Genomic DNA, 24,236 nt, shown 5'->3' with positions numbered 1-24,236 from the left:
GGGGTCAATTAATATTTCAAATACCACACCTTCCCTTGATCTGTCCACGCCACAATGATTGTATCCCTTCCTAAAGCTGTGACTACAGGATAGGCAGCCTGTGCCTTTGAAGAGGTAACATCCCAGGTGGACTCCTGTGTATCTCCGATTTTGCGGACGACGATTTTGCTATGCAAAGAGTTGTCGCCCGACACCGTTTCGTTGTACACCAGTACGCGATCACCATTTGGCAATAACGCCAACTGTATGTGACGACCATCGGCACTGATACGTTCGCGATGAGTGGCTTGATCGCTGGCATCCAATGTACCATAATATACACCACTTTCTGCCCCGCCGGTAAACCAGGTGGCATAGGTTGCACCGGCGGTTTGTGCCACTGAAGGGCCATTATGGGGACAGCCACTCACTTGCCATCCGTCGTTACTGAAAGCGATAGGGGTAGCGAAAGACTGGCCATTGTCGATCGACCGGCTAACGGCGATATCCCGGATATTGTCGACCGTGATGTCTCGGTATAGGACAGCGATATGTCCATCGGCATCGCTGCTGATCGCTGTCCGGCAACATTCACAGGCGGAGGAGTCAATCAGGACTTCGTTCTGGAAGCCCTGATCTCCCGACGTTGCTGCAAATTTGACTGGCCTGCCCATCGAGTGGACACCTACCGGAGTGTCGAGCCAACAGGCCCCAATTTCCCCATTGCTCAGCCGTGTCAATGCTGTAAAGGACCGTTCTTTGCCAGCACTTGTATCGGCATGGACATAATGGGGCTCCGACCAGGTTTCTCCACGGTCCACAGATTGTATATAGCACACTGCCCCCGCCCACTGATTTGTGGGAGTGGGGACAGTAGTTTCATAGAGCGCCAGAAGGGTGCCGTTGCGTTTGACAGCAATCTTGGGCATACCTTCCTCGTGTATGTTGGTGTTTTGCGGAATGGGAACAGGGATAGGAGTAGAGAATTGTCCTGCCAAAGTATCAAAAAAAGCGAGATAGAACGATTTTTTTCCTTCCCGACTGGTTTCGCACCAGCTGGCAATAGGACTGTTGTTTTCATCCGCGGTCAGGTAGACGCAGGATGCTTTTTGATCCGCCGAAGAAAGCAGTGTAGGAGTAATATGTTGATCTTCCGAACGGTTGTTGTGGCATCCTTGTAGCAGAGTAATACTCAATGCGTATATAAAAAGTGTTTTTGTCATCATTTAAGATTATAAGTCAAGGACAATCCCCCATAATAATTGACACCGGCAGATGGGTTGTAAAATTGAGGGGATCCGTTAGCATCGGCATTATAGAGCAGCAGCGAACTGTAATTCGTGTCTGTCATATTGTTTATGCCGCCGAAAATATCGACCCGACAGCGTTTGATATCCTTTCTGCAACCTAACTTCATATTCAATAAGGTATAGCTATCGGAATAATAGGTGTTGGCATCGTTCAAAGGTATCCTGTCGTAGTAATACAAAAGCGTATTGAAATAAAGGCCATAGCGGGTGTGCAGGTCAACGCCGGCCGAAAGGCTATGGGGTACTACGCCGGTCACGTGATTGCCAGAATGATCGACAGTGATTACCGAAGAGGAACCCCAGTCGAAAGATTGTGTCTCGTAATCCTTGAAGATATAATTGTTGTACGTATAACTTACCCAGGGTTTTAGCAATGAAATGGCTTTTTCGGGATGGTTGAGGACAAGGAAAGAGAGAAAGGCTTCTATGCCCTGCTGACTGGTTAATCCTGCATTTTTATAGGCCATGGTGCCGTTGGGCTGTGCAACGGGGACAATAGCGTTTTTCAAATACATCTGATAGGCAGTAATATCAAAATTGAATCGCTTGTGTAGAAAATCGCCACGGATGCCGGCTTCGTAATTCAGCCCATCTTCGGGTTTGATATCCTTATTGAGTGTGCCGTCGTAATTGTTGATTTCCCAAACAGGTGGGGGAGAATAGCCGGAACTCAAACTACCGTGTACTGCGATATGATCATTGATAAGTTTAACTAACCCGATGCGGGGGGAGATTTTGTCGGGAAATTGAAGAAGTCCAGAATAATCGACATGAGCAGGATCTTTATATAGATCGAGGATATCGTATTTTAAACGCATATAGCTTGCGCCTATTGTTAAGAAGGTTTTGGCCGGTAGGTCAAACTCAGCTTGTGCAAAGAGCATATTCGAGGTGGATTTTACGATATCATTCTGATAGAGGTCGCCGGGCTCCGGCCATGTTCCGGGCTGATCGTTAATAATGGTAAAGGTATTTCCCAGCTGGTTTTGGTATTGGTATTCTCCACCTAAACTAAAGCGGCTCTTGATTGTCCCCAAAGTCGGTGCAAAGACAAACTTTGTCCGGCCTCCATACCCGGAAAGGTTTTCTTGGAGATAGCCGTTGTAATATATGCTGGACCCAAAAGGGTGATCATAGGTTTGGAAATTGCCATAGATGCTGCTGGTATTGGAGAATATGGTACAGCTGTATAAGCAACAGTTTGGATAGAGGTGGACACCGCACCTATTTTATGCACTTAAAGGTGATCTTTACTGGCCGGTGGTCGGAAGCATATGTTTCGGGGATGACTTCTATACTTTTCTGTTCCCATGGAAAATGTTTTGTTGCGATATAATCAATGGTTGACCTCGGTTTGTGTTGAGGAACAGTGGGTAGGCAGTCGTCTATACAAGTACGTTTGAAATACTTATCTAAGATTCGAATAGCTTCGGAGGTCGGCTTACTATTGAGGTCGCCACAGAGTATAATCGGCTGATGTATGGACGCCGTTTTATCCATAATGAACTGCATCTGAGCAATCCTGTTATTGTGTGATCGCGTAGCATCTAAATGAGTGTTAGCGATAGTGATCCATGTATTGTTGATTTTTACTTGTAGCAGGGCGAGGATGCGGTCTTCTGCTTTTTCGACCTGGGGCAGAGGTATAGTTTCCGGATTTCGGATAGGGAGTCGGCTCAGAATAGCTAATCCATATTCGCCTCCGTCATGGTCTATGGCTTTAAAAAAATGGTAATGCATATCGACCTTTTGAGCGATGACTTTAGCTTGGTCGATATGTCCACTTCGGTTTGTTCGTACATCCACTTCCTGAAGGGCAACAACATCGGCGTCTGATTGACGGATAACTTCGCAAATCGCGTCGATGTCAATTACATCTGGCTTTGAAGGAGGGTTGGCGTGGTGGATGTTGTAGGTCAGTATATTGAATTCCTGATTTTTAGCAGCATAGCTGCTACTTTTTTGTGTGCCACATGCTGTGTTCAATAGTAAGAACAGGATGCCAATCAAGCGGAATAGGGGTGTGATAATAGATTTTGTCATTTTATCAAGATAGAATTTAAAATTCAACGGTGGCCATTTGTGGATTATGATCTGACGGATAGACGTTGCCTCGTTGTTCCGAAATATTCACAAAATGGGTAACCCTTATTTTTTTATTGGTAAAGATATAATCAATTTTTGGTCTTTTTTCTATGGACATCAAGCCAAAATCATGGAGTGTCCAGGATGGACCGTAATATTTTTCGGCAAGCTTATTAGTGTCATAAAACCTCCGATCAGTTCCATTTCCTGAAGAGAGTATCTTATAATAGATACTCTCTTCACGGAAGTTAAAGTCTCCAACGATAAAGGCCTGAGTATCCCCAGCGATTTCGTGGACTTTTTGTAACAGAAGTTTGGCACTTTCTTCTCTTGCTGTTTTGCCTTTATGGTCGAAGTGTGTTACGAAGAGATAGACCTTACGATCACTGCCCTTTATCTCAAATGCACCCCAGGTGACCGTACGTCGTAAATTTGCATCCCAACCTACACTTTGTTGATCTGGGGTTTGTGAAAGCCAGAATGTTCCCGAATCAATGCATGTCAGCCGACTTTTTAGATAAAAGACAGCAACAGACTCTGCACCTTGCCTCCCTTCTATAGGGCCGAATGCGCCATAATCTGTGAGCAAACGCGTCATATCGCTGTATTGCGGGTAATAGGCCTCTTCGGCGCCGAGTAGATCGGGTTGATACCATTTAATCAGATCCGTCATATACTCCCGCCGAAATTGCCAATTGTTGACGCCATCGTCCTGGTAATTCATCCGTATATTGAATGTCATAATATCCAACGTTACAGCGTCATCCAGTTTTTTCTGAGCATAAGTTTCAGAAACGAGAAGATTAGTCAGGAGAATGATCAGCAAAGAAAAAAGACAGTATTTCATGAATTTTTTAAAAATTGCTACTCTACTACTTTTGTAGGGACTAGTCCCTCTGTCTCTCCGCCTCCAACGGGATACTCTGTCTCCAATTCGCTCCGTGTGGAGGTCAATGTTAGGAGTATAACCTTATCCTGTCGGGCTTTGACCCATCGACCCAAACGTATATTGTATTCTCCCCCCAGCTTATAAAAATGACCTGCTCCTCTACCTGTCCGTGTCAAGCAGATAGTATTGGATCCTTGTTTATAAAAAGGCTGCTCTTCCAATGTGACTGGATTGATAATATCATACCAGTCTGTATTAGCTATACGCAATCCTGCTTGTTGTGCAGCATTCCAAATGGATCCCCCACTGCCGTTGACGATAACATCTATAGGAATGGAAAATTTATCTACTACGGTCCCTTCGAATACGGCGATTGCATCAGTATAAGCAGTGACTCCATTGAGGAATACGTCGGTGGTTACAGCTCCAATCCCATCGCCAGGTACCGAACCTGTTTTTCGGGATACAATCCATTTGCCATCGGCGATCGAAGTAGAACCTACGCCATTGATGAGCTTAGCCGAATTTCCGACATAAAAATATTCTCCTTTACTGACCGTACCGCTAGTCAGGTCAAATTTGTAGGCGCGTTTTCCCGTTGTGCCTCCTGTTGCCCAACTATCTAAAGGTGGCCCTGTTGGTGAATAGCCGGAACTTGTATTGTGTGTAACGACCGAGAACGGCGTCACCGAGAAATCGATATCCTGTGTTGCCAAAAATTGCATATACTCACCGTCCAAATCGGTACCTTGTACATCACCGATATACCCCGAAATGACAATAGGTGCCCGGATAATAGTAGAACTTAGCACTGTAATGTCCTCTGCCTTACGGATTCGCAAATGTGGTTTATAATTCTCGTCATTGTCCATGGTATAGGCCACTACTCCAAAGAAGTTGGCCATACCGGGCAGAGGTTCATTGGCAAAAGTTGCTCCTGATTCCGTATGCAGTATGAAATTGCCAAAACCATCGTTGACAACTCTTTCACCGCTGTAGGTGTCAGTCGGCGCTGGTATAGGGTCAAATCCTCCTTTTACAATAACTAACTCGGTACTTTCATATTTGTCGGGATCTGCCAGGATATAGCTACTTGGGATTCTATTGACAGCTATCGGTCTTCCCGAAGCTATTTTGGTTACCACAGTGCCATTCAAGCCTGTTACCTGCAGAAGTCCGTCCACACGTTTTAATATTCCTCCTACCAAATTCACTGTGACCGAGTCTCCGGGAACATACTTTGTGGCATCGGCTCCGATATCAATAGCTATCCCGCGCAGTTCGTTAAGGCGCATTTTGTCTTGTACCATCAGCAAACCGGCGGGTAAATTCTTGCCGCTATGATCAGAGATGACTAATCCGGTTATTCCTCTTGCTCCTAACATGGACTCTACTGTCAATGGAAAGTCCGTTCCTCTGTAGAAGCTTCGCAAATCGTAGATAGCTATATTTGGGTTAACTTCTGCTCCGGGAAAATTCCCTGTTTGGTCGCACGAGCCTAAAATTAATAAGGCGAAAAACAGCGACATCATATTTACTATTAACCTATTCATATATCAATATTTTGTACTTATAAAATTCGATTCATTAAGGTTTCTGCCACCAAACCAAGGTGTTAATATTGTCGGCTCCCATATTGGCTACGGCTTTTTTGTAGTTAACTGAATTGGCTGACTGCACATAGATCGGATAATTAAGCCGTACAGGAAGTTTTTTGCCATTTTGTAACCCATCTCCTTTCGGCAATATCGGATGGCCAGTACGTCTGTGCTCAAACCATTGCTGAAAGTCTGTCATAAAAAGACAATAGTACTTTTGTATGTGTAGACGCTCCATCTGACTGTCACCCGTAGGAGCATCCAATGGCAGTGCATCGTTCCATTCAATATTGGCATAATCAATATAATCGGTAAACTCGTTGTCGGCAATATCTGTCGTGAATGCAGGCACCCAATAATGGATCGCATTGGCTATTCCCCGATAATAATGATCGGAAGCTGAACTGTTTATCCAATCCTTTGCCGCGGCTTCGGCCTTGATAAACTCAACCTCGGCATACGTCATAAGGATACCCGTAAGCGGGCTCTTATGGAGGGAAAAATCCGAAGTGCCAAAGGCGTAGAAATAAGCTTGTTTCTGTTCGGCCATACCAGGCTCATAGCCGCTCTCTATACCAATAAAACCACCCGAACCGGGAGCAACTCCAAGTCTATTGCGTGTGCCATTCCCGTAAGGTGCCAACATCTCGATCCGGGGGTCATGCCAATTGCTCAGTTTCAGAATGAAAAAATTGCATAGTGACGGAATGGTGAAATCTATTTCCCGTAATAGTATCGCATAAGGACTAGTAAAGGGATTAGTTGTCACCGTACCTCCTGCCCATTTTAGGACAGCAGATTCATCATTGGAAGCAAAAGTCGGATATTTAGTCGGATTGCTTTCTATGATCTCTTCGATCTTGGCAATGACATCTGTCGAGACTTCAGCCTTGCCCGATACTCTGAGCAGTAGCCTCAAGTATAAGCTATTGCCAAACTTGCGCCACAAAGACACATCCCCCTTATAGATTGGGTCACTGGATTCCACCACGCTTGCAGTACTGCCGGTCAACAGCGTATTGGCTTCTTCCAGTTTGTCGAACAAGCCCATATAAATGTCTTTTTGAGCATCAAAAGCAGGTTCAACTATCCCCTCGTTTCCTTTATTGGCTTGAGAAAAAGGTACATCTCCATAAGTATCTGTCAGCAACGAGAATCCCCAGGCCTCACATATTAAAGCGATGCCCTTATAAGAGTCATTTTGGTACTCTTCGGTAGAAGCTACTGCATAGATATCTCTAAAATTGGTTAATTGAGAATACCAACCATTCCAGGTATAATCGGCTATATTGGGTCGAAAATCGTATCTGAACACCGCATTTTCATCTTCGCTCATGGTCACTGTGACCTGCATAAGTTCATTATTGAAATTACGATTGCGTACCATATTGGTGGTTAACATATTCACCAATGCCGGAGCTAGCAATTTCTCTGGTGCGGCACTCGTGATGCTGATAGGATCGGTATTTATTTTCTCAAAATCTTTTGTGCAGGACGTGAAATACAAAGCAGTCCATACAGCTAATGTAACAGTGAATATATTTTTCATTTTTTGGATCATTTAAAACCTACTACTAAATTAAAACCATATGTACGCGTAGAAGGGAACTGTCCCACTTCAAGCCCTTGTACAATGTCTGTACCGCTCAATGTCCCAAATTCTGGATCAAACATCGGCCATGTAGACCAGATAAAGAGATTACGTCCATATATACCGATAGTTGCTCTTGACAGTTTGAGAGGAGCCAAGACTGATTTTGGTAAAGAATAATCTAACCTTGCTTCCCTGAATTTGATGAAATCAGTTTTATAGGTAGCCCCCTCGCCATTGGCAGTTCCCATCGTATAATTGTAAAAAGGAGTAATATCTTTGGTAATAGTCGTGTTTGGACTGAAAGTGCCGTCCAGATTTCGTACGACCCCATTTCCGATAATACCACTATACCTTCCGGGTAATGTAGCTGTCAGTTTGCCAAAATCTGCCAAACGACCGTGGGTATAGGAGTGTCCCACAGCGCCTTGCTGTCCGTCAAACAAAACATTTAGGCGGAATTGTTTGAATGTGAATTCACTCCCGATACTGGCTCTGTATCTGGGAACGGTATTACCTAGATAGATAGGTTCTGTAGTCATCTGCGCTAGACCAGATGTGGCATCGTAGATGACCTGTCCATCCGGTGAACGTTGGAAACCGATACCGTACATATCACCCATACTTCCGCCAACCTTAGCAACGATCTGCATTCCACCGACTGCACCTGTGCGGAGAATAACCGTGCTGTCCTGATCGGCCATAGATACGATTTTGTTCTTATTGGTAGAAAATGTGGAGAACGCTTTCCACCTGAAATTTTTGGTTTTGACCAAAGTCCCGTTCAACGCAATTTCCAATCCGGTGTTATCTATCTGTCCTGCATTGATTATCTGTCGTGTATAACCGGACGAACGATCTATAATCCTGTTCAGTATCTGGTTTTTGGTGTTGCCACTGTACCAGGCAATATCCAATCCCAAGCGGTTTTTAAACATCCGTATATCCGTTCCGATTTCAAAAGTGGTTGTTTTTAAGGGTTTTAGATCAGGGTTGGGCAAAATTGTCGGATTCTGTAAAGAGCCGTCCGGGTAAATGCCATTGGCTGCTAAGGGATAAGCATAAGCTGTCAGATAGGGAGTCGTACCACCACTACCCGTCTGTGACAAGGACAACCGTAGTTTGGCCAGATTAAATGCCTCCGGCATTTTGAAATAATCCGATGCCACAAAACTCAAACTTGCTGAAGGATAAAAGAAGCCTACATTATCTTTACGTGTAGGTGTAGCAAGGATACTGCTCCAATCCTGTCTACTTGTTATATCCAAGTAGAGGTAATCTTTATAGCCAGCGGAGAACAACCCGTACAGACTGTTGATATTGAAGCGGGCAGTGTCTGGAATGACAACAAGATCATAAGCGGCATTGTCAAAGCTATAGACATTCGGTTCGGTCAGACCATCTGCTCTTTTTTCGTCCTTATAATAACGATTGCTCAACATACTTCCTCCAATAGAGGCCGTCACCCGTATATCTTCGTTGATCTGTTTATCGTATCTCAGTAAGAAATCTCCACTAATCTCACGTATATTGATGTCTTGTGTACGATATGAGCCTAAGGGTAGACGAGCTGCTGTCCATGGACGTTTCTGATGTCTGTCATCATTAGATTTGTCTAAGGTAGCTCGTAGTTGCAGATTCCACTCTTTTGAGAAAGCGTAGTTTGCCTGTACATTACCCGTGATACCATTGCGGTTAGATCCGTTGATAAACTCATACGATATAGCATAAGGATTTTCTGGTGCCGTTGTAAAGATATCATGCAGTTCCTCATATTCCTTATCTTTTACCCAATAGTTCCGTAGCCAATTGATATCTCCATTCGGTACCCAGAATACGTACCAATACATGACGGATTGGTTGCCGTAACCCATTCCGGGCAAATTGTTGCTGAATTTATTGGTGTAATTTGCTTTCACGGACACATCCAGCTTGGACGTAACTTTACTATTGGCAGACAAAGATATATGCGTCCGCTCATAACCTGTATTGGGAATAATCCAACTGTTTTTGCCATGTGTTGCCGACAGTCTATAGTTTGTATTCTTAACGTTGCCATTTATACTCAACGAGTTGGTAAATGTCTGTCCTGTTTCAAAAAAATCACGGATCTGATTGGTATAAGGTATCCATGCTGTGGGCTCTGTTCCTGCTTTTTGCGTTTCGGGATCATATTGGATAAAAGATTGCCCATTAAATCGTGGTCCCCAGGTCAAGCTGGTGCCACTGTTGGTACCATATGTATAGGTGGCTGCACCATTCAGTCCCTGTCCATACTCGTATTGTAAATCCGGCCAGCGATTAGCTTCTTCAAACGAAAGGTTGGACGTATAAGTAATGCTCGGTATGGTGGTTTTACGCTTACTGCTACCGGATTTGGTCGTGACGATAATTGCTCCATTGGCTCCACGTTGTCCATATAGTGCCGAAGCACCTGGACCTCTTAGAACAGTGACGCTCTCGATATCTTCCGGGTTCAGATCGTTTATCCCGCTACCAAAATCTGTAGGCTGCACCCCATCTGTGGGGCCTGCTGCATCACCCCCCGTAGCTGTTCTGCGACCGCTGCTCGTATTCAGTACCACACCATCCACGACGATCAGAGCTTCATTTTCTCCAGTGAGATTATTTTCGCCACGTAAGATAACTTTATTTGATCCTGTCGGCCCACCGTTGGAGCGGATCATATTCAATCCAGGAACTTTTCCTGATAATGCATCCAGCCAGTTGCCTGAAGGAGCGTCCGTCAATTGGGTACTGTCAATCTTGGTAATAGCATAACCCAATGCCTTTTCTTCTCTTTTGATTCCTAAAGCTGTTACCACTACTTCATGAAGCTCCTGTACATCTTCCTGTAAGACAATTTGGATGGTTCTGCGATTTTTGACTGCTATAGTTATGCTTTGGAAACCCAAAGCACGAAATACAAGTTCCACATCTCGATTGCTGACATTGACCGTATATTCTCCATCTGCATTAGTTGTCGTCAATACAGATCCCCCTTTTTCGCTAATGGAGACCCCATATAAAGGTGTATTATTTTTGTCCACTACTTTACCGGAGACTTGTGTTTGTTGTACGGCGTTCGATGGTGTCGTGGATGGACGATGTGTTTTTTTTGATGGCGTTATCTCATATACCACTACCGTTTTGTCTTCGATCTGATAGGTGAGTCCCAGCGGTGGGAGGATAACATCCAATGCTTCCCGTAAGGTTTTCTGCTTCAGATTGACACGTAAGTTAGGGACGCTATTCAGCAAATCAGAATTACATAAAATCGTGTAGCTGGACTGTTTCTTCAATTCTCTGAATACGTCGACAAGTGTTATTTTTTGTCGGACAAGGTTGATACTCTGTGCATTTGTTTTGGAATGAACCTGCAGACTAGCTATAAGAATAATGAGTGTGATGAGTTTCATAATAACTAGGCTTCTACTCCATGGAAATCGTCTCGCATTTCCAAATTGAATAATGTAATTTTTCATTAACTTTGGATGGGTTAAGTTTGTAATAAAGATTAGTACACTTTGTGAAAATTTACCTTCGATCGGGGGAGCGCCAACTTCCTCGATTTTTTTATTGTCGTTTATTTGTCTTCCATAATGATTACTTTTTTTCCTTTAATATTTAGTTTTATCTTTTTATCGGTTATTTTGATGATTCGTAAAACCTTATCAAAATTTTCATATTTCGAGATACTTCCCCATATTTTTAGATCCTGAAGAGCGGGAGCAATGGAGTAATCAAAATCATACCAGCGGGATAGCTTCTGTAAGACGCTGGATAAAGATTCATTGTTGAACATGAATTCGCCATTTTTCCAAGCGATATATTCGTCCGCATTGACAGTTATTTTTTCAATCGTATTACCTTTTATAACAGCTTGACTATTTGGTGTCAGAATCTGTGTGTTTGTACGGTTACCCAGTGGGGCTACCCTTACTTTGCCCTCAGATAGTGTAACACGGGAAAGATCGACATCAGAATACGAGTTGATATTAAAATGCGTGCCTAGCACTTGGACCCGTTCTGTATTTGTGGTGACGATAAATGGTTTTTTTGCATTTGACTTTACTTCAAAGTAAGCTTCTCCGACGAGTTTCACCTCGCGTGTAGGACCTGAAAACTCTGCCGGATATTGGAGGCTACTTTCGGCATTTAGCCATACCTTACTACCGTCAGATAGCTCGACGAAATATTGTCCTCCGCGCGGTGTAGTCAGCAACATGCTTCTGTCTGTTATCTTCTCCTGTTGATCGGATAAAACTATAGTGCCATCTTGATAGGAAATGTCATTGTTGATTTTTATTCCCGACTTATCACCTTGCAGTACTATGGTTTTGCCGTCGGAGAAAGTCAGTGTTGCCCGATTAGAGCCGGGTGCTATGGTGTGCATTTCTGAGGTATGCTCCCTGTTGGAAGAAGGAGACGTATTCCACAGCCAGTAGCCTGTAAGAAGTACAAAAATAATCGCGGCAGCTGCGGTAAGTAGTGGTTTCCATAAGCTTTTATGTACAGTCTGTCTATATGAAGCTGGAGACGGATGTCGAGCGTGTATCTGTGCGATAATGCTGTCTTCGAATTGGAGAAGTTCTTTTTGAGTATATAAGATATAGTTAGAAAGAGATTTTCGAAGAGATTCCTCATCTTTAACTTCTTTCATGATATCGATAATAACGGGGTATTGTTCTATTAAGCGCTGCAATTCGGGACTGTTGGCGGGACTGATTTCGCCTCCCATATACTGTTTGAGCAAGGTTACAATAGAATCAATATTCTTCATGTTTATTCGTTTGTGGTACAAAACATGATAGAAACAGTATTTTTCCGAAAACCTTACAGAGAATTTTTTCTTTTTTAGAAGAATTGACTATTTCAGGAGGAGCAGCAAGATAATAGTGGAAATGCTGAGATCAGGATCATAAACCCGCAGTGCATTTTTTAATGCAGTCAATGCCCTTGACTTATTCGCATAGACCGCATTTGGGTGAAGGGCAAGTTTTTGACATATCTCCTCTACCGTATAGTCTTCTACATAGGTCATATAAAATATTTCGCGTTGCCGGGCGGGCAATTTTGAGACTTCTTGAAGAATTTTTTCAAATAGTTCTGCTTTTATGATTGTTTTGAAGATATCCTGATCTTGGTAAATAAGATCAAATTGATCTTCGATATTCTCCATACGAAGCTGTTGGATGGGTTTTTTGAGGAAGTTATAACATGCATTTTTTGTTGCGATGTAGAGGAATGCCTGTAATTTAGATTGTGTTTCGAAGTTGGCTCGCAGATCCCATACTTTTAAAAAAATGTCATTGACGATCTCTTCTGCAGTCTGCTTATTTTTGGTGAGTTGGTGGGCAAGGTACAGCAATGAATTTCCGTACAATTTGAAAACTGTCCGCAAAGCAATTTCGTTGCCCTGTTGTAGTTCATATATCAAATGAGGATCTTTCATCCGAACTTTTGTTTTACAAAGCTACTGTAATCGGTATAAATTGTATACAACCAATTGCATTCTTAACAATAATATAATCTATAAGGTATATCATTCTTTAGGTTCTTAAGATTATACCTTTAAAGGTAGTTAAAAAAAATCAATCATTAATAGTCAATTCGCCACGAATATCTTTTTCGACCCAGAAGGCGACAGAGTCCTGGTCTCCGAATTCGCCTTGTAAGTACATCAATTTGGTAATCGCTGCTTCGAAAGTCATATCGTAGCCATTACAGACTCCTATGGCCTTCAGTCCCTGACTGGTTTCGTAGCGGCCTAATTCTACCGAGCCGACTTTGCATTGGGAAATATTCAAGATAATCTTTCCCTTATCAATGGCTTGCTTAAGCAGGGCTAAGAAATTCGGATCTGTCGTTGTATTGCCCGACCCGAAAGTCTCCATGACAATGGAACGCACGTCCGATTCCAATATCGCTTGAATAGTCTCTAGGCGCATACCAGGGAATAATCTCAGAACCCCTACGCGATTGTCCAACTTATCATGGAAAACAAGCTCCTCCTGTTGGTTATTCAATAATGCATCAAAGTTATATTTAATATGAATACCGGCTTCGGCCAATACCGGATAATTCGGGGAACGGAAAGCTTCGAACTTGGCAGAATTGTATTTGAAAGAACGGTTGCCCCGGAAGAGCTTATTGTCAAACAAAATACAGACTTCCTGAATAACGGAGACGCCATTGTGTTTTGTAGAGGCAATTTCGAGGGCTGTCATCAAATTCTCGCGTGCATCTGTACGGAATTCACCGATAGGAAGCTGGGAGCCGGAGAGAATGACTGGTTTTTGCAGACCTTCCAATAGAAAGCTTAAAGCGGAAGCGGTGAAGGCCATGGTGTCGGAGCCGTGTAAGATGAGAAATCCATCACAACGGTCATAATTATCCCGGATGAGCTGCGCCATTTGAAGCCAAATGGCCGGTGTCATATTGGAAGAATCGATGATCGGTTCGAAGGAGTGTACCGTCAACTGATAATCTACACGGCTTAAATCGGGGATGTTTTTCTGAATCAGATCAAAATCAAAAGGTACAAAAGTGCCGTTTTCGTCTTGTACCATGCCTATGGTACCGCCGGTGTATATGATGAAAATATTCTTCATAAATCTATATACCAAATATTTCTTTTGAATTTTGAGTTGTTATTCGGGCGACCTCTTCGATACTGATCTCGTGGAGATCCGCTACTTTTTGGGCGACGTAGTGGAGATACGAGCTTTCATTCTCTTTGCCACGGAAGGGACTTGGTGCAAGATATGGGGCGTCGGTTTCTAATACAAGATGCTCTAAAGCGATCTGCCGGACGACCTCGTCCAAACCTGCTTTTTTGAATGTCACTACACCTCCGATGCCTAATTTAAACCCAAGGGCAATGGCATGTTGTGCTTGAGCCAGATTGCCCGTGAAGCAGTGGAAAATGCCAAACAGCTTGTCATCCTGTACGGAATCTAACAAGGCAAATATTTCATCAAATGCTTCCCGACAATGGATGTCGATAGGCAATCCCAGTTCTTTCGCCCAGTTGATTTGCGTGATAAATGCATCTTTTTGCCAATCCAACGTACTTTTATCCCAATAGAGATCCAGACCAATCTCGCCAATGGCATAAATTTTATTCGTCGAAATAGCCTTCTCGATATGACGAAGCTCCTCTTTGTAATTTTCTTTTACGCTGCAAGGATGTAATCCAAGCATAGGGAAACAATATTCGGGGTAGGTATCTACGGTGTCGATAACTTGTTGTATCGAATCGCTGTCGACGTTGGGAAGAAATAGGCGGTATACATGGTTGTCGTGGCACCGTTGCATCTGTTCCGCTATCTTCGGGGTGTGGACATTGTAGTAAAAATGCGTATGTGTATCCGTTAATATATAGGGAGGATTCATGACGAAGCAAATAAGTGGCTCAAAAATAAAGAAAACGCGGCCTTTTTCAAAGAGCCGCGTTTTTAATCATAGTCTTGTATGCTTTATCCGTCTTATTGCTGAGGCGTAGCAGGCTGAGGCAAAGATGGTACCGTATCTGCTGGTGCCTGAGGTTTAACAATGTCCACCAATTCAACGTCAAATATCAATGGTGCATAAGGAGGGATTTTATTTCCCGCCGGGCGATCACCATATCCAAGTGAAGAAGGGATGATGAACGTAGCCTTACCACCTTTGTTCAGTAGCTGAAGACCTTCGGTCCAACCTGCAATCACCGGATCGTTGCCAATGCTGAAACGAATAGGTTCATACGTACGCATAGGGTTAGCCAGATTGTGCTTTTTGGCCAATTCCTCGTTGTTGGTGTCGAAGATTGTACCATTTGTCAGTTTACCGGTATAGTTAACTACCACAGTGTCCCCTACGGCCGGTTTTTCGCCTTTACCTTCATCGGAGATGATGTATTGCAAGCCACTTTCTGTTTTTTGAGGTTCTAATTTGTTAGAAGAGATATAGCTTGTAATCTTGCCTTCTTCCGCATTTTTTAACCCTTCCAACTCGCCTTTAAAATAATTATCCACTTCTGCATAAAGTGCCGAGTCTGTCAACTGACCTTTCTTGAAGTGTTTTCTCACTTTGATGGTAAATGTCACGTACTTATCGCCGATTTCTGGTTTAGGCTGACTTGTTTTGGCGGCCATCGTGTCCAAGTTGAGACGGAAAACTGCACTGTCACCTTCTCCTAAAAATTTAAACATCGAGTTGTAGTCGCCGGGATAAATACCAGGTAAAGAATCCGGAGCGATGTTAACGATCTGGGGCAAGCCTAAATCATAGGTGCTGTTCAGCAAAGAGTCGTTCCGATCGGATTTGATGACCATATCCACAGACAGCAGATCACCAGCGACAGCCTTTTCAGCTCCTGCATCCTTCACGATTTTGTATTCAAGACCGCCTTCACCTTTCTGGAATTTCTGGCATGATGCAGCGACCATAAGTGTTGCTGCAGATAAAAATAGAATTGATTTCTTCATTGTTATTTGTTGCTTCTTTTTTACGTTGTTAATAGCTCTTTATATTCTGGTAATATAGATTTAAATTTATTGACTACCGTGCTTAAATCATCTGATGAGCTACCCCCCGATGCATTCAAGTGTCCTCCGCCGTTGAAATACTTCCTACATATCTCATTGCAAGGGATTTCGCCGACAGAACGCAAAGATAACTTAATTAATTCGGTTCTGTCAACTATTAATGCAGCTAATCGTATACCTTTTATCGAAAGGGCATAATTGACCAAACCTTCGGTATCTCCCGTAGTAATATCAAATTGTGTTAAATCCTCTTTGCTCACGGCAAAAACAGCGGTATTATAGTCCGGAATAACTTCAAGACAGTTGAGTAAACAGTATCCGAGGAACTTTAATCTTTTTTCTGTCGAGCTGTTGTAGATATGTTCGTGTATCTCCCAATTACGGGCTCCTGCGTCAATGAGGCTGGCTATGATATGATGTACAGCAGAGGTTGTAGACCGGAACCGGAACGAACCCGTATCGGTCATAATACCCGCATACAGGCAGGTGGCGATATCCGCATCGATTGGCTCCTCATGAGGTAATACTTCGGTAAGAAAGGTATAAACCAGCTGAGCGGTAGCCGCTGCATTGGAATCCCAATACACGAAATCCGCAAAGTCCTCCGGATCCAGGTGGTGGTCGATCATCCATTTTTGCCCTTTGGCATCGCGGATGACAGCCTCCAAGATATTGGTGCGCGATAAGGCGCTATAGTCCAGACAAAAGATAATTTCAGCCTGATCGAATAAGGTTTGACCGGCATCAGGATGTTTGGGATAGAAAATAACATCTTCCCGGCCCGGCATCCAGTCTAAAAAAGTGGGGAAATCGGAGGAAAGTATAACAGATACCGTATGACCTTGCTTTTTCAACCAATGATATAGTCCTAAAGATGATCCCAGAGCATCACCATCCGGTTTATGATGTGTGGTAATGACGATGCGCCTTGGCTGATCCAGTAGCTGTAAATTCTCTTCTCCTTTAAGCATAAAATATATAAGGGTACAAACCTACAAATTATTTTTGATGCCTAAAAGCATATAATTTGTGATCTCTTCGCATGGTGAGCAGATAATTACCACTGTTGTAATTTATTCGTCCATAGTAAAATAGCGGTAACCCCTCTACCGGAAAGCCGTCCATCACGGAGCCATCCTCTTCAAATAGGTAAATCAGATTCGTTGCCTTCGACCCTACACCCAAAACGGTTTGATTTTTCGTTGCCGTAGATGGGAAATATTGCGGCTGCTCGGTAATGTTTTTGGTGAAATTATATTCAAATCGTGATTTTATATCATCACCTATAGTGAAGACCTGAAGACGGCTATCCCCCAATACGATCATTTCCGGTTCTTGTCCGCCTGTCAACGGTTGGAAATCTACCCGATAGTCCTGACTATTGCTTTCAAAAGATTGCGCAACGGGTGTGCTCTCGGGATCTATCCGATAGACGTTATGCATCGTGTCGGTAGCGAGTACAGCAGGTTGCCCGGACAGGTTATAGACGGCTAATGGGTTTTGCGTGGCCATTCCCGGGATGACAACTTCCCGTTGGATTTTGCCTTCGAAATTGATATAGTAAATTTTACCGGAGGTGGAGGCTATAGCCAAAAGTTTTCCCGCCTGTACGATGGGGCCAACAAGGCGATCTGTAGTTTCGAAAAATGAACCGTCTTTAAGTGCTTTACCATTGAGATCAAAGGCCAGTACAGACTTGGCTGTCGGAACGAGGATGATCTTTTTGCTGTCGAAAGTCGCTAAAGTCGGGGTAGCAATAGGCTCTTCCGATAAGCCCAAAGAGAAACCCGGCAGCGGTTCCCCCGCAGTGTCGAAGCGATAGAGCCTATTTTTATCTGTTACCAACAGGATCGATCGGTCTTCGAGTTGCTGTATCTCACCGACAACCCGCCCCGAGAATACAGTAGACCACATTTTGGTGCCGGTGGGATGGATGGCGTGGACAGTATGATCCAACTCCTGTAGGAGAATAAACTGAGAGGTATCGGAATGTTCAAAAACATAGGGTGCTGTGATAGCTTTGTTGTCCAGGCTATACGTCCATTCGGGCGTTACCCCCAATGCGGATTTACTTTTGTAGACCGCATAGAGCTGCGAGGTAAATTTCCCATCGTTGCCAGACAATTGGACCGACCAGGAATAAAAGTCGGAGAAACCATAGTTGGTCGTGTTCTTATAGTTATCCTGAAACGGACGGGTGAGTGCGTTTACAATTTTTTGCTGTGCATTTTTACTGTGTATGAAAAGGGTGACATTTGCCTCATAGCTCTGTAGTTTTTCAAAATTTTTGAAACCCAGCGTTCCAATGAGCAGATTTTTCCTGTTCCAATCGTCACGGTAAGCTTTTAAGATATTGCTACTGTTGGCCAAAATAAGCACGTCACCGATGACGGTCAGATAAGGGCGTTGGAAGGGCTGAAAGACATCCCCCAGTTTTTTATAGAGCAAATCTGAAGTTTTAAAACGGAAAATCGTGTCATTCGTTTTTTCCAGGTAAGTCTGCGCGAAATCTTTCCACGTGACGGTATCTGTGAGCTGAATAAAGCCGATAGTGTTTTGATTTGCGGTCTCGATACAGGCGAACGCGTTTCCCAGAAGAAGATCGAGCTGCCGCCCCAGTTGGGTGGTGTCTACTTCTTGTGCAATGGCCTCTTTCCTCCTTTTGAACAGATCCCTGAGATCCTTTTGGAACTTTGGACGATCACTTATACTGTATTCCATATACACAGCCGTATTAGCGGGGAAGTAGTTGTAGAGCGATTGTGCTGTCTTTTGTTGGTTTTTAAACAAAGAGACATAGTTTTCCGAATACTGGTCGAGCTCGCTTTCCCCCGTTAACATAAGGGCGTCCTGTTTGAAGTTGATGTTCCATGCCGATTGCCCCTGCATGTTTTTGAACAGATCCAGAAATGTACCGCTACTACGACGCTGATAGTGGTCCACGATACGATCGTATTGCTGATGAGGAAAATATACACTTAAAGGTGTGTTGCGGGAGCTGTTCTCAATGAAAAAGTCGATCTGTTCCTCCGGAAGATGCCTTGTGCTTTTGTCTGCTATTTGCAATAGAAGCGATTGAGAAAAGGAGGAAAACAGAATATTTTGATAATAGAGCACATGCAATATGGAATCACGCGCTCCATAATTGATGTTGTAAATGGTCTGACCCAGTGTATCTATGCTCGATATTTTATATTTCTGCGGAATATGTTGTAGCAGCGTCGGAAAGACCTCAGCTGGAATGGCAGTGGATGTGGGAATAGTAAATATGGTCTCGGTTCCTTTTGCTGTAGGGTGGAATGATATATAAATTTCAGTATCTTGAAAAAAACTCCCGATTTCGTCTGCACGTAGGAGTTGATTTTTGAACTGGCCTAATAGCTGTATCTCCTCATGGCCAAGCAAGGCATCGAAAATATCAAAATCTTTGAAAATATTATCGGACACCTCATTATTATGTAGAGCGACGATAAGTATGGCATTATCCGGGAGATGTTGTAATGGTTTTGCAGCCTGATTACGGCTGTGGTCCAAGCTGCGGAAATAAAAAAGCGACGCAGCAATGACTGCTATAAACAAGATGATCGTGAATAATATCGTATTACGCATGGTACAAACCTCGGTATTTCTGTCCTAATATAAGACGAGGATAATAAAAAAGATAAAAATCCCCTTTCTTTACAGGATATTTTTTACATTTATAAACGATTCGTTGACTTAAATTATTTTTGTGTATAGTTTATGAATAAGCAGATTATTTTAACGGCTTCTTTTTTTGGACTCTTGGCCGTGATATTTGGTGCCTTCGGTGCGCATGGCTTGGAAGGTAAAATCAGTGCAGAGCATTTGGATACCTGGAAGACGGCTAATCAATATCATTTCTACCATACCTTTGCCCTATTATTTATCTCCACCTTTTCCCGGGCAAAGAGCCAATCTATACGGGTGTCGTTTATTGCCTTTACAGCAGGCATATTTCTTTTTTCGGGGTCGTTATATCTGCTCAGCGTACGTGAACTTCTCGGTCTGGGTAGCTTTACGGGCATATTAGGGCCTGTCACACCGTTGGGAGGATTGAGCTTTATGGTCGGCTGGATAGGACTATTTGTGGCCGCCGTCAAGCACAGAGCCTGATAATTGACGAATTTAATTTAGCGTTTTCTCTGCACCGGCACCGGATACTCTTTCATAATACCAGTTACGATCTCGGGCAAATCATTGATCGCCTTTTCAGGAATATCGACTTGTCCTGTTCCACGTGCCTGCCATATAACGGCATCCGTCCGGCGGTCTATCGCTTCAATGATAATGTGTCCGTAGCGGAGACGTTCCTTGCCGACAGGGTAGGAGCCACCATAGTAGCCGTAATACCCCCAAGGTCGGTACCAGCCCCAGGGACCGCCCCACCCGAATCCCCCGTAATAGGGTGAACTGTAAACTAATCGACTTTTGTTATTTACAATAGCGATATAGCGAAATAAAATATCCGGGTTTTCCTTCACATACGAAAGCCCTCTCGCTTCCAACTCTCTATTTGCGGTAGAAATAATGTTCCCTTTCGCAATATCGTTGCTAAAATAATCTTTAGATAGGGAATCTATAGGGGGCAACCATCCATACGTTCTATATTGACTAAAATCTGTTGATTGCTGACGCGTGGTGTGGTAATTGTAGGATGCACAGGATCCGAATACCAACAACGCCGTGATCGAAAGAAAAAATAATGCCCTTTTCATGACAACTCCTAAATTTAGTAAGTATTGGACTACGGATGTGTCGGATGGTTTAAAAAAAATATTTTCTCGAAATGACGTCAGAACGGAAATTTGGCAACCAGAGGAATAGATCGGCCTGGTCCGAAGGCTTTGGGACTGATGCGCAGTGTCGGGGGGGCTTGAAAACGTTTGAATTCGGCCCGGTTTACCAAGTTTACAATCCGTTGTACAAGGGCCTCTTCAAAGCCGTAATGAATAATCTCCTGGCCAGATTTCTCCATTTCGATATGCTGGTAAAGCACGGCGTCGAGTATTTCATAAGGAGGGAGTGAATCCGAATCCTTCTGGTCGGGGCGCAATTCGGCGGAAGGGGGTTTGATAATGGTATTTATCGGTATGATTTCTTTATCCCTATTGATGTATTCCGCTAACTGGAATACCTGTGTTTTGTACACATCACCGATGACACTCAGCGCCCCCGCCATATCACCATATAACGTGCCGTAGCCTACCGCGGCCTCGCTTTTGTTGGAGGTATTCAATAGAATAGGACCGAGTTTGTTCGAAACCGCCATCAATAACGTGCCCCGTATTCTTGCCTGTATATTTTCTTCCGTGGTATCGGGAGCCAGACCGGCAAATGGAATATCCAGCATTTGTTCAAAAGCAATTGCAGCTTCATGAATGGGTATGACCAAATGTTCGCACCCCGTGTTCTGCACCAGGTCCAATGCATCTTGTACGGAATGGTCACTGGAATAGACAGAGGGCATAAGTACCGCTAACACGTTTTCTGCACCTAATGCTTCAATCGCTAATGCGGCGACTACTGCTGAATCTATCCCTCCTGAAAGCCCTAATACTGCTTTTTTGAAGCCAGACTTCGCAAAATAATCTTTTAAACCTAAAGTAAGGGCCTGATGGATTAAGGCAATATCCGTGTCTTTAGGAGAGGGACCGGCAGGGAATGCCTTCGTTGCTGTGATGTCTCCGCCCGTAAATTCAACGCACCGGAAATCCTCCTCAAATTTGCTTAACTCCATAACAATATTTCCGGATCGGTCCAATGCGAGCGAACGTCCGTCGAAAATAAGATCCGTATGCGCGCCGACCTGGTTCACATAGACCAACGGTGCATTGGCTTTCAGTACACTCCGACGCAACACATTCACTCTATTGTCAAAATGGAGATAGGAGAATGGCGAAGCTGCAATATTGATAATAAGATCAGGCTTTTCAAGAGCAAGCTCTTGTATCAGGTCGCCGACGTATGAATTTTCCTGGTCATCATCCCACAGGTCTTCGCAAATGGTCAACGCCACTTTCCATTCACCGACCGTTATACAATGCAGGTTTTTGTTCGGCTCGAAATAACGATACTCATCAAAAACGTCGTAATCCGGCAATAAAGATTTGTAATAGGAGGTAACAATCTCTCCCTTTGAAATATAGGCCGCAGCATTAAAGAGCGATTTTCCCTCTTGTTGTGTATTGGGAAGAGGTACGCCGATGATGCAGTCTATGTCCGTGCAATGGGCCGCAATCTCTTCTACGGCCCGTTGACATTCTTGAATGAAAATAGTATTTCGGAGCAGGTCTTTCGCAGGGTAGCCTCCTATGGCCAGCTCTGCAAAAACAATCAGATCGGCTTTTTCAAGCACCGCTTTCTCGATAGCGGCAATCATTTTTTGTTGGTTTGCCGCAAAATTGCCGATATGATAATTTAACTGCGCTAATGCTATTTTCATGGTTGGATGTGGAATATGTTTATTCTTTAGAAGAATACGCCGACATTAAGGGCAACAAACGAAGTTTTCGGTTTGCCATCTTTAATTGCGCGTGTGAAACCATTGTTAAAGGATAAACCCGTAAGTAAAGAAAGATTATCACTTAGCCGCCACTCTGCACCACCTCCGAGCTGTAAGCCCAAACGGAACAAATCGTCCCCGTCAATATCTTCTTTTTTGGTCGATCCTTCAAATTTCTCCTTGCCCGAAACTTTAAAACCAGTAGTAAAGCCGAATTGACCATAAAAACGTCCAAGTTCGTTCTCTTCACTTTTTAGCTTAACCGTTAGTGGGATGTCCACGTATTGCAATCTGATCAAATCTCTGGGACCCGATTTAGTCGCATCAGCAGGATAGGTAGCTTTAGAAGAGATGGAGTTGATCAATAATCCCGTAGAGAAATAATAGTTTTTCGCAAAACCCAGGTCAGCTAACAATCCGTAGGAGAAGCCCATTTTTGAACTGGACTCGTAACTGTCATCGTTGTATCGATACCAGCCGATATTCGGATTGACGGATAAGCCCAAGCGGAAATTCTTTTCATCCAGGCTGTTGCCACGCTGATTGGTATAGTAATCCTGAGCAGATACCGTATTGCCGAAAAGAACGGCAGCGATCAGCACCGCCGGAGCAAATAATTTTTTAGTAAAGTTGGCCATAGTCATTTTGTTTATTAAATTATACTTTTGTACGGATAATCGAAAATAAGTATTATGCTGTACTCTTCGCTACAAAAATACCTCTTTTTTTTAATACTCGTGATAAGCGCCTGTCAACGTTCAGCTACAATTTCGAGACCAAATGTCTCCGCTATCCAGGTAAATGTAAAAATCGAACGCTTTGATCAGGAACTTGCTGCTACCCGACCTCAGGATATCCTGGAGAATAATAGGGTCTGGCAGGCGGAGTATACCTACTTTTATCCGGACTACATGACCAAAATTCTGGAAATCGGTTCGCCGAAGGACAGCCTTTACGTGCAGCACGTGCTTACCCAGGTCCTTCAAAAAAAAGACTTTCAGGATCTATCCGCTGCGGTTGCAAAAGTCTATCCGGATATGGATAAATACGAGGCAGCGTTGGAGCGGGCTATGCAATATGTCAAATATCACTTTCCCGAATATGTTGTTCCCCGATTTATCACTTTCGTGGGCGGTTTTGCGGTTCAGACCTCTGTGGGCAACGATTATGTCGGTATAGGTTTAGATATGTTTTTGGGTGCTGATTCGGAGTTTTATCCCGCATTAATCAAATCGATACCACGTTATATCTCCCGCCGTTTTACCCCGGATAATATCGTACCACGCGTGTTGGAGGCCATTTTGCGGGAAGATATTTATCCGCAGCAACATGGCGATGTCAACACCCTGGCGCACATGATTTACAATGGTAAAATCCTGTATGCGATGGATTGTGTGTTGGAGGATGTCCCCGATGAAAACAAGATAGGCTATACCGAAGCACAATTGAAATGGGCAAAGCGCTATCAAGCTGATGTTTGGGCTTGGTTTATACAGGAGAATTTACTCTACAATACCGATTACCTACGTATTCAGAAATATTTTACGGAAGCCCCTTTTACGCCGGAATTGGGAGAGAATAATGAATCCGCCCCCAAACTGGGTTCTTATATCGGGTGGATGATCGTCCGGAAATACATGGAGAAACATCCCGAGATGAGTCTTCAAGCGTTGTTTGCACACGAAGATGCACAAGAGATACTCGAAGGATCGAAGTTTAAAGGGAAATGA

At 43.6% G+C, this 24,236-nt stretch carries 19 protein-coding genes; 2 read left to right on the top strand and 17 right to left on the bottom strand.

The genetic code is table 11. The annotated features are described in order from the left end of the window. Window positions 1-8: 8 nt before the first annotated feature. The 14 genes from G5B30_RS01670 to G5B30_RS01605 form a co-directional block, all read right to left on the bottom strand. On the bottom strand, window positions 9-1,205 hold the full coding sequence (locus tag G5B30_RS01670) for an exo-alpha-sialidase (protein WP_165318213.1): 1,197 nt from the start codon (window positions 1,203-1,205) through the stop codon (window positions 9-11). Continuing rightward, window positions 1,202-2,446: a TonB-dependent receptor domain-containing protein gene (locus tag G5B30_RS01665; protein ID WP_410528437.1), complete on the bottom strand. Its 1,245-nt coding sequence runs from the start codon at window positions 2,444-2,446 to the stop codon at window positions 1,202-1,204. The genes G5B30_RS01670 and G5B30_RS01665 overlap by 4 nt, the downstream gene beginning before the upstream one ends. Window positions 2,447-2,513: 67 nt before the next feature. After that, window positions 2,514-3,332, bottom strand: coding sequence for an endonuclease/exonuclease/phosphatase family protein (locus G5B30_RS01660; RefSeq protein WP_165318211.1), 819 nt, complete (start codon window positions 3,330-3,332; stop codon window positions 2,514-2,516). 16 nt (window positions 3,333-3,348) lie between these two features. After that, the gene (locus G5B30_RS01655) at window positions 3,349-4,221 is read right to left on the bottom strand and encodes an endonuclease/exonuclease/phosphatase family protein (protein ID WP_165318210.1); all 873 of its coding nucleotides are present in this window, start codon (window positions 4,219-4,221) and stop codon (window positions 3,349-3,351) included. A gap of 17 nt (window positions 4,222-4,238) precedes the next feature. Next, window positions 4,239-5,816 (bottom strand): DUF5689 domain-containing protein, encoded by a 1,578-nt coding sequence (locus tag G5B30_RS01650; protein WP_165318209.1) that lies wholly within the window; start codon window positions 5,814-5,816, stop codon window positions 4,239-4,241. A gap of 34 nt (window positions 5,817-5,850) precedes the next feature. Next, window positions 5,851-7,410 (bottom strand): SusD/RagB family nutrient-binding outer membrane lipoprotein, encoded by a 1,560-nt coding sequence (locus tag G5B30_RS01645; protein WP_165318208.1) that lies wholly within the window; start codon window positions 7,408-7,410, stop codon window positions 5,851-5,853. A gap of 8 nt (window positions 7,411-7,418) precedes the next feature. Further along, window positions 7,419-10,871 (bottom strand): SusC/RagA family TonB-linked outer membrane protein, encoded by a 3,453-nt coding sequence (locus G5B30_RS01640; protein WP_240903063.1) that lies wholly within the window; start codon window positions 10,869-10,871, stop codon window positions 7,419-7,421. Between the two features lie 167 nt (window positions 10,872-11,038). Further along, window positions 11,039-12,235, bottom strand: a complete 1,197-nt coding sequence (locus G5B30_RS01635) for a FecR family protein (RefSeq protein WP_165318206.1) — start codon at window positions 12,233-12,235, stop codon at window positions 11,039-11,041. 87 nt (window positions 12,236-12,322) lie between these two features. After that, window positions 12,323-12,907 (bottom strand): RNA polymerase sigma factor, encoded by a 585-nt coding sequence (locus G5B30_RS01630; protein ID WP_165318205.1) that lies wholly within the window; start codon window positions 12,905-12,907, stop codon window positions 12,323-12,325. A gap of 139 nt (window positions 12,908-13,046) precedes the next feature. After that, on the bottom strand, window positions 13,047-14,066 hold the full coding sequence (locus tag G5B30_RS01625; RefSeq protein WP_165318204.1) for an asparaginase: 1,020 nt from the start codon (window positions 14,064-14,066) through the stop codon (window positions 13,047-13,049). A gap of 4 nt (window positions 14,067-14,070) precedes the next feature. Further along, complete coding sequence (locus tag G5B30_RS01620) at window positions 14,071-14,850, bottom strand: TatD family hydrolase (protein ID WP_165318203.1); 780 nt, start codon at window positions 14,848-14,850, stop codon at window positions 14,071-14,073. A gap of 92 nt (window positions 14,851-14,942) precedes the next feature. Beyond that, the gene (locus tag G5B30_RS01615) at window positions 14,943-15,923 is read right to left on the bottom strand and encodes an FKBP-type peptidyl-prolyl cis-trans isomerase (protein WP_165318202.1); all 981 of its coding nucleotides are present in this window, start codon (window positions 15,921-15,923) and stop codon (window positions 14,943-14,945) included. 20 nt (window positions 15,924-15,943) lie between these two features. After that, the gene (locus G5B30_RS01610) at window positions 15,944-16,954 is read right to left on the bottom strand and encodes a DHH family phosphoesterase (RefSeq protein WP_165318201.1); all 1,011 of its coding nucleotides are present in this window, start codon (window positions 16,952-16,954) and stop codon (window positions 15,944-15,946) included. 28 nt (window positions 16,955-16,982) lie between these two features. Beyond that, window positions 16,983-19,592: a hypothetical protein gene (locus G5B30_RS01605; protein WP_165318200.1), complete on the bottom strand. Its 2,610-nt coding sequence runs from the start codon at window positions 19,590-19,592 to the stop codon at window positions 16,983-16,985. Window positions 19,593-19,724: 132 nt separating this feature from the next. On the opposite strand from G5B30_RS01605, the gene G5B30_RS01600 reads away from it, so the two are divergent. Then, the gene (locus G5B30_RS01600; protein WP_165318199.1) at window positions 19,725-20,117 is read left to right on the top strand and encodes a DUF423 domain-containing protein; all 393 of its coding nucleotides are present in this window, start codon (window positions 19,725-19,727) and stop codon (window positions 20,115-20,117) included. 17 nt (window positions 20,118-20,134) lie between these two features. Here the strand turns inward: G5B30_RS01600 and G5B30_RS01595 are convergent, their stop codons facing one another. The 3 genes from G5B30_RS01595 to G5B30_RS01585 form a co-directional block, all read right to left on the bottom strand. Continuing rightward, a complete protein-coding gene (locus G5B30_RS01595; protein WP_165318198.1) occupies window positions 20,135-20,719 on the bottom strand; it encodes a DUF4136 domain-containing protein in 585 nt (194 codons plus the stop codon). A 77-nt stretch (window positions 20,720-20,796) separates the two neighbouring features. Beyond that, complete coding sequence (locus G5B30_RS01590; RefSeq protein WP_165318197.1) at window positions 20,797-22,446, bottom strand: NAD+ synthase; 1,650 nt, start codon at window positions 22,444-22,446, stop codon at window positions 20,797-20,799. A gap of 26 nt (window positions 22,447-22,472) precedes the next feature. Continuing rightward, a complete protein-coding gene (locus tag G5B30_RS01585) occupies window positions 22,473-23,144 on the bottom strand; it encodes a porin family protein (protein ID WP_165318196.1) in 672 nt (223 codons plus the stop codon). Window positions 23,145-23,243: 99 nt separating this feature from the next. Here G5B30_RS01585 and G5B30_RS01580 point away from each other — a divergent pair, with 99 nt between their 5' ends. After that, window positions 23,244-24,236 carry a gliding motility lipoprotein GldB gene (locus G5B30_RS01580; RefSeq protein ID WP_317164301.1) on the top strand — a complete coding sequence of 331 codons (993 nt, stop codon included), beginning with the start codon at window positions 23,244-23,246 and terminating at the stop codon, window positions 24,234-24,236.

It is taken from the genome of Sphingobacterium sp. SGG-5, assembly GCF_011043525.1.
Lineage (GTDB): Bacteria > Bacteroidota > Bacteroidia > Sphingobacteriales > Sphingobacteriaceae > Sphingobacterium.
Note: the sequence above shows the minus strand (reverse complement) of the source record. Positions and strands in the feature narration are given on the sequence as shown.

What these genes read in the sequence shown, in the direction of transcription:
- G5B30_RS01670 (WP_165318213.1), bottom strand. Translation starts at nt 1,205, where the DNA reads ATGATGACAAAAACACTTTTTATATACGCATTGAGTATTACTCTGCTA.
- G5B30_RS01660 (WP_165318211.1), bottom strand. Translation starts at nt 3,332, where the DNA reads ATGACAAAATCTATTATCACACCCCTATTCCGCTTGATTGGCATCCTG.
- G5B30_RS01655 (WP_165318210.1), bottom strand. Translation starts at nt 4,221, where the DNA reads ATGAAATACTGTCTTTTTTCTTTGCTGATCATTCTCCTGACTAATCTT.
- G5B30_RS01650 (WP_165318209.1), bottom strand. Translation starts at nt 5,816, where the DNA reads ATGAATAGGTTAATAGTAAATATGATGTCGCTGTTTTTCGCCTTATTA.
- G5B30_RS01645 (WP_165318208.1), bottom strand. Translation starts at nt 7,410, where the DNA reads ATGAAAAATATATTCACTGTTACATTAGCTGTATGGACTGCTTTGTAT.
- G5B30_RS01640 (WP_240903063.1), bottom strand. Translation starts at nt 10,871, where the DNA reads ATGAAACTCATCACACTCATTATTCTTATAGCTAGTCTGCAGGTTCAT.
- G5B30_RS01635 (WP_165318206.1), bottom strand. Translation starts at nt 12,235, where the DNA reads ATGAAGAATATTGATTCTATTGTAACCTTGCTCAAACAGTATATGGGA.
- G5B30_RS01630 (WP_165318205.1), bottom strand. Translation starts at nt 12,907, where the DNA reads ATGAAAGATCCTCATTTGATATATGAACTACAACAGGGCAACGAAATT.
- G5B30_RS01625 (WP_165318204.1), bottom strand. Translation starts at nt 14,066, where the DNA reads ATGAAGAATATTTTCATCATATACACCGGCGGTACCATAGGCATGGTA.
- G5B30_RS01620 (WP_165318203.1), bottom strand. Translation starts at nt 14,850, where the DNA reads ATGAATCCTCCCTATATATTAACGGATACACATACGCATTTTTACTAC.
- G5B30_RS01615 (WP_165318202.1), bottom strand. Translation starts at nt 15,923, where the DNA reads ATGAAGAAATCAATTCTATTTTTATCTGCAGCAACACTTATGGTCGCT.
- G5B30_RS01610 (WP_165318201.1), bottom strand. Translation starts at nt 16,954, where the DNA reads ATGCTTAAAGGAGAAGAGAATTTACAGCTACTGGATCAGCCAAGGCGC.
- G5B30_RS01605 (WP_165318200.1), bottom strand. Translation starts at nt 19,592, where the DNA reads ATGCGTAATACGATATTATTCACGATCATCTTGTTTATAGCAGTCATT.
- G5B30_RS01600 (WP_165318199.1), top strand. Translation starts at nt 19,725, where the DNA reads ATGAATAAGCAGATTATTTTAACGGCTTCTTTTTTTGGACTCTTGGCC.
- G5B30_RS01595 (WP_165318198.1), bottom strand. Translation starts at nt 20,719, where the DNA reads ATGAAAAGGGCATTATTTTTTCTTTCGATCACGGCGTTGTTGGTATTC.
- G5B30_RS01590 (WP_165318197.1), bottom strand. Translation starts at nt 22,446, where the DNA reads ATGAAAATAGCATTAGCGCAGTTAAATTATCATATCGGCAATTTTGCG.
- G5B30_RS01585 (WP_165318196.1), bottom strand. Translation starts at nt 23,144, where the DNA reads ATGGCCAACTTTACTAAAAAATTATTTGCTCCGGCGGTGCTGATCGCT.